The sequence below is a fragment of the Chitinophaga sp. genome, from assembly GCF_036566945.1.
Taxonomy (GTDB): domain Bacteria; phylum Bacteroidota; class Bacteroidia; order Chitinophagales; family Chitinophagaceae; genus Chitinophaga.
In genome coordinates this window covers 1-7,136 of sequence record NZ_DATCVJ010000335.1, presented here as the reverse complement: position 1 = coordinate 7,136, position 7,136 = coordinate 1, and the positions used below count along the sequence as shown (strand labels likewise).

The window sequence follows — 7,136 nt, the reverse complement described above, 5'->3', positions numbered from 1 at the left end:
AGATGAATCACGTTTAATGGTGGTACATCGTAATACCGGTAAAATTGAGCACAAAGTATTCAAGGACATCCTCGGTTATTTTAATGACAAGGATGTTATGATTGTGAACAATACCAAGGTATTTCCTGCCCGGTTGTATGGTCGTAAAGAGAAAACAGGAGCAAAAATTGAGGTATTTCTGCTGCGTGAGCTGAACAAGCAAAATCGTTTGTGGGATGTAATTGTTGACCCGGCGCGTAAAATCCGTGTAGGTAACAAATTGTATTTTGGCGATGACGAGACGTTGGTGGCAGAGGTAATTGATAACACCACTTCCAGAGGCCGTACTATTCGTTTCTTATTTGAGGGTAATGACGAAGAATTCAAACAGGTGTTAGATCAGCTGGGAGAAACTCCGTTGCCTAAGTATATTAAACGTAAGCCGGAAGATGAAGATAAGGAGCGTTATCAGACCGTGTATGCCAAGTATGAAGGAGCTGTAGCTGCGCCTACTGCAGGTTTGCACTTCAGCCGCGAGTTGATCAAGCGTTTGGAAATCAAAGGTGTTAAGTTTGCAGAAGTAACGCTGCACACTGGTTTGGGTACTTTCCGCCCAATTGAGGTAGAAGACCTGAGCAAACACAAAATGGATGCGGAATATTATCACATTGAAGAACACGCAGTGAAAGTGGTAAACAAAGCGAAAGAAGAAAACCGCAGAATCTGCGCTATTGGTACTACTTCTGTACGTGCCGTAGAATCTTCTGTTACTGCGCAAAACCACCTGAAGGCTGCTGAAGGATGGACAAACACGTTCATTCATCCGCCTTACGAATTTGCTATTCCAAATGCATTGGTAACTAACTTCCACCTGCCTAAGACCAGTTTATTGATCATGACCTGTGCATTTGCCGGATATGATCTGATCATGGAAGCTTATCAGCAGGCGATCAAAGAAAAATACCGTTTCTTCAGTTATGGTGATGCCATGCTGATCGTTTAAAAAAATTATGGATTACGAATTACGAATGTCAAATTACCTCCCGTAGTTTGACATTTGTAATTCGTAATTCTTTTTTATATGGAATATAAAAAAGTAGCCATCATCGTAGCCGGAGGTTCCGGTACCCGGATGCAGAGTGCTGTTCCGAAACAGTTCCTGGACCTGTCAGGGAAACCCGTACTATACCACACTATTGCCGCCTTTGCCGCTGCTTTTCCGGATATGGAAATTGTACTGGTACTGCCGGAAGCCCATTTCACTTTTGCCAATCATTTGCTGCTGGCCTTTGAGCAATTGCCTGCTATCACTATTGTAAAAGGGGGAGATACCCGTTTTCATTCTGTGAAAAATGGTTTACAGCAGGTAACGGAGCCGTCTGTAGTGTTTATACACGATGGGGTGCGACCACTGGTATCTACTACGTTGATCCGTGCCTGTTATGAAGCTGCCCTCAGCCATGGCAGTGCTATTCCTGTTATTGATATGAAAGATAGTATCCGGGAGATTACCGCTGGCGCTAATGCTGCGGTGGACCGCGATCGTTTCAAAATCATTCAAACCCCGCAAACTTTCCTTTCTGAATTGATTCTGCCTGCTTTTGAACTGCCTTATGATCCGTTATTTACGGATGAAGCTACGGTAGTGGAGCGACTGGGACATCCCGTGTACCTGTTGGCAGGAGAGGAGTCTAATATCAAAATTACAAAACCGCTGGACCTTACTATTGCTGAGGCGTTGCTGAAGGATAGGGGATAACAATCATCAAAGCCGCTGTCAGCACAAATCGTATTCATTTCATTTGTGTTGGTGACTATTTGAAAACAGGGGCGGACAGCGGCTTTTGTTACATTGAAATTATTTGGCGGCGGCTGTTTCGGACAGGCCTTTATTTATTTTCGCTAAAATCTGGTGTGCTACATCCATTGCCTGCAGGCCATCAATCGCATTTACGACTACTGGTTTATTTTGCAGGATGCTGTCGCGGAACATTTCCAGTTCCATGCGAATGGCATTGGATTGTTTGATTTCCGGATTATCGATCGCAATGGTTTTTTTGCCATTGTTGGTTTCGATATCGAGGGTGAATAAGCCTTCGTCTTCCGGTGTTTTCAGTTTGATAATCTCCGCTTTTTTATCGAGGAAGTCGATGCCGATGTATGCATCTTTCTGGAAGAGGCGCATTTTGCGCATCTTCTTCAGGGAAATACGGCTGGAAGTGAGATTAGCCACGCAACCATTATGGAATTCGATGCGAACGTTGGCAATATCCGGGGTGTCGCTCATAACGGCTACACCGCTGGCAGAAATGCGGCTTACGGTCGATTTCACGATGCTGAGTATGATGTCGATATCATGGATCATCAGATCGAGGATAACGCTTACATCGGTACCACGCGGGTTAAATTCGGCCAGGCGATGCACTTCAATGAACATGGGTTTAAGATCATATCCCCGGAGTGCCAGGAAGGCCGGGTTGAATCTTTCCACATGTCCCACCTGGAATTTTATATTGGCTTCATCCACCAGTTTTACCAGTGTTTTAGCTTCTTCCATAGTGTTGGTCATGGGTTTTTCCACGAATATGTGTTTGCCATTCCGGATGGCTTGTTCACATAATTTGAAGTGCAGGGTGGTAGGCGCCACGATGTCGATGGCATCTACGATCTGTATCAGTTCTTCCGCCACGGTAAAGCGCGGAATATTATATTGCTCGGAGATGCTGGCTGCGTTTGCGTTGCTTGGATCATAGAAGCCTACAACTTCTACGTCTTTCATGGTGGCCAGTTGAGAGAGGTGTATCTTACCTAAATGTCCTACGCCGAAGAGTCCTATTTTGAGCATATGGAAAATGAATAAATATGTGCGAAAGTAAACAAATATCATCATCTCAAATCATCCCTTCTTCCACAAGGCTGCAGTAGCCGGTTTCGGAAACAATGATATGGTCCATTACATCAATATCGAAGAGGAGTCCAACGTCTTTTATTTTGTGGGTAATGCGGATATCGGCCTGGCTGGGGCGCAGGCTGCCGGAGGGATGATTGTGGCAGAGGAGTAGCTTGGTGGCATTGGCATCCAGGGCTTCCCGGAAAATGATGCGGGGATCTACTACAGTGCTGGTCATGCCGCCGCTACTCATACAGCGGTAACGAAGCACTTTATTGGCATGATTGAGGAACATGACATAAAATGTTTCATGGCATTGGTCTGCCAGTAAAGGCTTGAAGAACATGGCCGCATCCAGGCCGTTATTGATGACGGTTTTTTTATGAATGGAACCTGCCTGTCTTCTGCGGGCCAGTTCCATGGCGGCTAAAACGGTTACCGCTTTGGCGTGGCCCATACCACGGAGCTTTTGCAGTTGTTTGACATTTATTTTGCCGAGTTCTGACAGGTTATTATGTGCCAGGCGCAGGATTTCTGTGGCCAGTTCCAGGGCCGATTTACTTTTATGTCCGGTATGCAGTAAAATGGCCAGCAATTCTGCGTCGCTAAGTGCCGCAGCGCCGGTGTTGATTAACTTTTCTCTGGGCTTTTCGTTATCGGGCCAATGGCGTATGGCCAGGTGGGGAGCTGGTTCAACGTTAACAAACATGACTTATTCCATTTACCCGAATATAAGAAAAGAATTACGAATTAGGAATTACGAATTACGGATTTGTGAGCAGATCATAGCGAGTGCTATCCGCGTTTACTATCTGTCCACTAATCCGTAATTCGTAATTCCTAATTCGTAATTCTTCAGTATATTCGATACCGATCGTTATGGGAATTTTTCGGGAGCCTTTACCTTTCCGAATCATTTGATACAAAATTAGTTATAGTTATTTTTTAATAACTATGTGATTTGTATTTTAAAAAAAATCAGGCTGGTACTCCCAAAAATCATAGTTTTGCAACCTCTTTTCCACTAGTATCTAGTATGCAACCTTCAGTAAAAATTTTCACAGGCAACAGCAATCCGGCATTGGCCGAGAAAATTGCCAAGAAATATGGCAAGGGTCTTAATGGCGGTCTTGGCAAAGTAAAAATCCAGAAATTCAGTGATGGCGAGATCCAGCCTGTATTCCTGGAAAGTATCCGTGGCGACTATGTTTTCCTGATTCAGGGTACCAGTGCTCCCTCAGATAATCTGCTGGAGCTCCTACTGATGATCGATGCCGCCAAACGTGCTTCCGCTGGCTATATTACAGCAGTAATCCCTTATTTCGGCTATGCCCGTCAGGACAGAAAAGATAAGCCACGTGTGGCTATCGGCTCTAAACTGGTAGCAAATCTGCTGACCTCTGCAGGTGCTAACAGGGTGATAACCATGGATTTACATGCTCCTCAGATTCAAGGGTTCTTTGATATCCCGGTAGACCACCTGGATAGCTCCGCGATTTTTATTCCTTATATAGAGAATTTAAAGTTAGAAAATCTTACCTTTGCGTCCCCTGACGTAGGTAGCACCAATAGGGTGCGTGAGGTGGCGTCTTACTTTAATGCAGAGATGGTTATTTGCGACAAACATCGTAAGCGTGCCAACGAAATTGCATCTATGGTAGTGATCGGGGATGTGAAAGGCAGGGATATCGTGCTAATAGACGACATCTGTGATACTGCAGGAACACTTTCCAAAGCCGCTAACCTGTTAATGGAAAAAGGCGCCAGAAGTGTACGTGCATTTTGTACTCACCCGGTATTTAGCGGGAATGCGTACGAAAATATCCAGAACTCAGTCCTGCAGGAGATAGTGGTATGTGATACTATTCCTATCAAACCACAGGGGCCGGATTCCAAGATCAAGGTGATTTCAGTAGCAGAGCTTTTTGCGGTAGCGATCCGTAACATGCACGAAAACAAATCCATCACCAGTCTGTTTATTCACAGCCATCGTCGGGGAGATTGATAACGTATTTTAATCATCAATATAAATTGTCTAAACAATGAACACAATAACCATCGAAGGACAACTCAGGAGCGAATTCGGCAAAAAAGCCACCCGCCAGATCCGTTCTGAGGAAAAAGTGCCTTGCGTTATTTACGGGGGTGCAGAAACTGTTAATTTTTCAGCTCCTGCCAAAGCATTCAAAACACTGGTTTACACTGCAGCTTTCCAGATTGCAGAAATTAAACTGGGCGCTAAAACTTACAGATGCGTATTGAAAGATATGCAGTTTGACGTAGTTACTGATTCTCTTGCTCACATCGATTTCATGGAGCTGGTAGAAGACAAACAGGTAGCCGTTACCATTCCTATCAAACTGGTAGGTTCTTCTGTAGGTGTTAAAGCCGGTGGTAAACTGGTTAGCAAACTGAAAGCACTGAAAGTAAAAGCTTTACCTAAGCACCTGGTAGAAAATATCGAAGTTAACATCGATAACCTGGAACTGAACGCGAACATCCGTGTTGAAGACGTGAAAATTGAAGGTATTGAAGTTACCAACTCTCCACGTATTCCTATCGCTTCTGTGGTAATGACCCGTCAGCTGCGTCAGGAAGAAGCAACTGCTGAAAAAGACGCTAAAAAGAAATAATCTTTTAGAAATATTTTTCAAAAAAGCCTCTCTACTTGTAGAGGGGCTTTTTAATTTAGAATGACGGATTTGTGGGTAGATGGAAAATTGTAATTTCTGATCCGGAATTCGTAATTTCTCTGAAATGAAATACTTAATTGCAGGATTAGGCAATATAGGAGACGAATACAAACATACCCGCCATAACATCGGGTTTGATGTGGCAGATGCTTTTGCTGCCAAACATAAGGCAGTCTTCAATAACGATCGCCTCGCAGATGTGGCGGAATGCAAGTGGAAAGGCAAAACTTTTATTGTTATAAAGCCTACTACTTACATGAACCTTAGTGGCAGAGCCATCAAATACTGGATTGATAAGGAAAAGATCCCGGTAGAAAACCTGCTGGTGATCCTCGATGACCTGGCCCTTCCGCTGGATGTGATCAGACTTCGTCCCGGTGGCAGCGATGCCGGTCACAATGGCCTTAAAAGCATACAGGAATCATTGGGGACCAATCAATATCCCCGCCTGCGCTTTGGCGTAGGTAACAATTATCCCAAAGGCCGGCAAGTGGAATTTGTACTCAGTAAATGGAAAAACACCGAGGAACCTGTTGTGCTGGAAAAGATTAATAAAAGCACCGAAATTATAGAGAATTTTGCCAGCATTGGTATTGCCCGTACAATGAATGAATGTAACAAACTCACTTTCCTGTTGTAACGTATATTTGTATAGCTGATACCTAGCAGTTTTTTTATCTTTAAAAACAAAACGCATTATGAAAATTATTTGCGTAGGCAGGAACTATGCCGACCATGCCAAGGAATTAAAAAATGAAGTGCCTACTGAACCGGTATTGTTCATGAAACCTAAGAATGCACTGCTTCAGAATGGCCACCCCTTTTATTATCCCGAATTTACCAGCAACCTGCATTACGAATGTGAACTTGTATTGAGAGTGAGCAAGAATGGTAAACATATACAGGAAAAGTTTGCAGATAAATATTACGATCATATTTCCGTAGGAATCGACTTTACCGCCCGTGATCTGCAGGACAAGCAAAAAGCAAAGGGATTACCCTGGGAAATAGCCAAAGCTTTTGATAACTCTGCAGTGGTAGGTAATTTCATCCCTATTACGCCGGAAATGGATAAGAAGGATATTAATTTCGTGCTGTATAAAAATAAAGAACTGGCGCAATCAGGCAATACACAGGACCTCCTTTTTTCTTTTGATTTCCTGGTAGCTTATATTTCCCGCTTCTTTACCCTGAATATCGGTGACCTGATCTTTACCGGAACACCTGCCGGTGTAGGTCCTACTGAAATTGGAGATGCCTTTGAAGCCTTTATAGAAAACGACAGCCTGCTCGAGTTCTCTGTAAAGTAACCGTTATCACTGTTGTAAAATGGAAGTAGCCCATCGGAGCAATGTCGACGCCGATGTAAATATATTCATGCCCGCCCATTCCAATGTTATACCTATCACTGGCACAATCAATGGAAAACACCGGAGCATGAAAATTCTTTCTTCGGAATTTTTGAAAAGGAATTCAATCAACTACTACAGCTTTAAACGGGTACTTTTTCTAAAACGTTGTCCGCGCAACTAGTTTAGGGAACATTGGCATATATGGTATCCAAAATTCTGGTC

The 7,136-nt window shown here is 43.7% G+C and carries 8 protein-coding genes; 6 read left to right on the top strand and 2 right to left on the bottom strand.

Translation table 11 applies throughout. The features are described from left to right. Together queA and VIP81_RS09965 are read left to right on the top strand one after the other, a co-directional pair. Positions 1-982: tRNA preQ1(34) S-adenosylmethionine ribosyltransferase-isomerase QueA (gene queA, locus VIP81_RS09970; RefSeq protein ID WP_331959286.1), on the top strand; the 982-nt coding region annotated here is incomplete at its 5' end. A gap of 78 nt (positions 983-1,060) precedes the next feature. Continuing rightward, the gene (locus VIP81_RS09965; protein WP_331959282.1) at positions 1,061-1,738 is read left to right on the top strand and encodes a 2-C-methyl-D-erythritol 4-phosphate cytidylyltransferase; all 678 of its coding nucleotides are present in this window, start codon (positions 1,061-1,063) and stop codon (positions 1,736-1,738) included. A gap of 99 nt (positions 1,739-1,837) precedes the next feature. Here VIP81_RS09965 and VIP81_RS09960 read toward each other — a convergent pair whose 3' ends face one another. Together VIP81_RS09960 and radC are read right to left on the bottom strand one after the other, a co-directional pair. Beyond that, positions 1,838-2,824, bottom strand: coding sequence for a Gfo/Idh/MocA family oxidoreductase (locus VIP81_RS09960; protein ID WP_331959277.1), 987 nt, complete (start codon positions 2,822-2,824; stop codon positions 1,838-1,840). A 46-nt stretch (positions 2,825-2,870) separates the two neighbouring features. Further along, a complete protein-coding gene (radC, locus tag VIP81_RS09955; protein WP_331959273.1) occupies positions 2,871-3,578 on the bottom strand; it encodes a RadC family protein in 708 nt (235 codons plus the stop codon). Between the two features lie 327 nt (positions 3,579-3,905). On the opposite strand from radC, the gene VIP81_RS09950 reads away from it, so the two are divergent. The 4 genes from VIP81_RS09950 to VIP81_RS09935 all read left to right on the top strand — a co-directional run bounded on the left by VIP81_RS09950 (position 3,906) and on the right by VIP81_RS09935 (position 6,872). Further along, the gene (locus tag VIP81_RS09950; RefSeq protein WP_331959271.1) at positions 3,906-4,874 is read left to right on the top strand and encodes a ribose-phosphate pyrophosphokinase; all 969 of its coding nucleotides are present in this window, start codon (positions 3,906-3,908) and stop codon (positions 4,872-4,874) included. Positions 4,875-4,911: 37 nt separating this feature from the next. Continuing rightward, positions 4,912-5,502: a 50S ribosomal protein L25 gene (locus VIP81_RS09945; RefSeq protein ID WP_331959269.1), complete on the top strand. Its 591-nt coding sequence runs from the start codon at positions 4,912-4,914 to the stop codon at positions 5,500-5,502. Positions 5,503-5,626: 124 nt separating this feature from the next. Continuing rightward, positions 5,627-6,202 carry an aminoacyl-tRNA hydrolase gene (pth, locus tag VIP81_RS09940; protein ID WP_331959266.1) on the top strand — a complete coding sequence of 192 codons (576 nt, stop codon included), beginning with the start codon at positions 5,627-5,629 and terminating at the stop codon, positions 6,200-6,202. 58 nt (positions 6,203-6,260) lie between these two features. After that, positions 6,261-6,872, top strand: a complete 612-nt coding sequence (locus VIP81_RS09935; protein WP_331959262.1) for a fumarylacetoacetate hydrolase family protein — start codon at positions 6,261-6,263, stop codon at positions 6,870-6,872. Positions 6,873-7,136 lie beyond the last annotated feature (264 nt).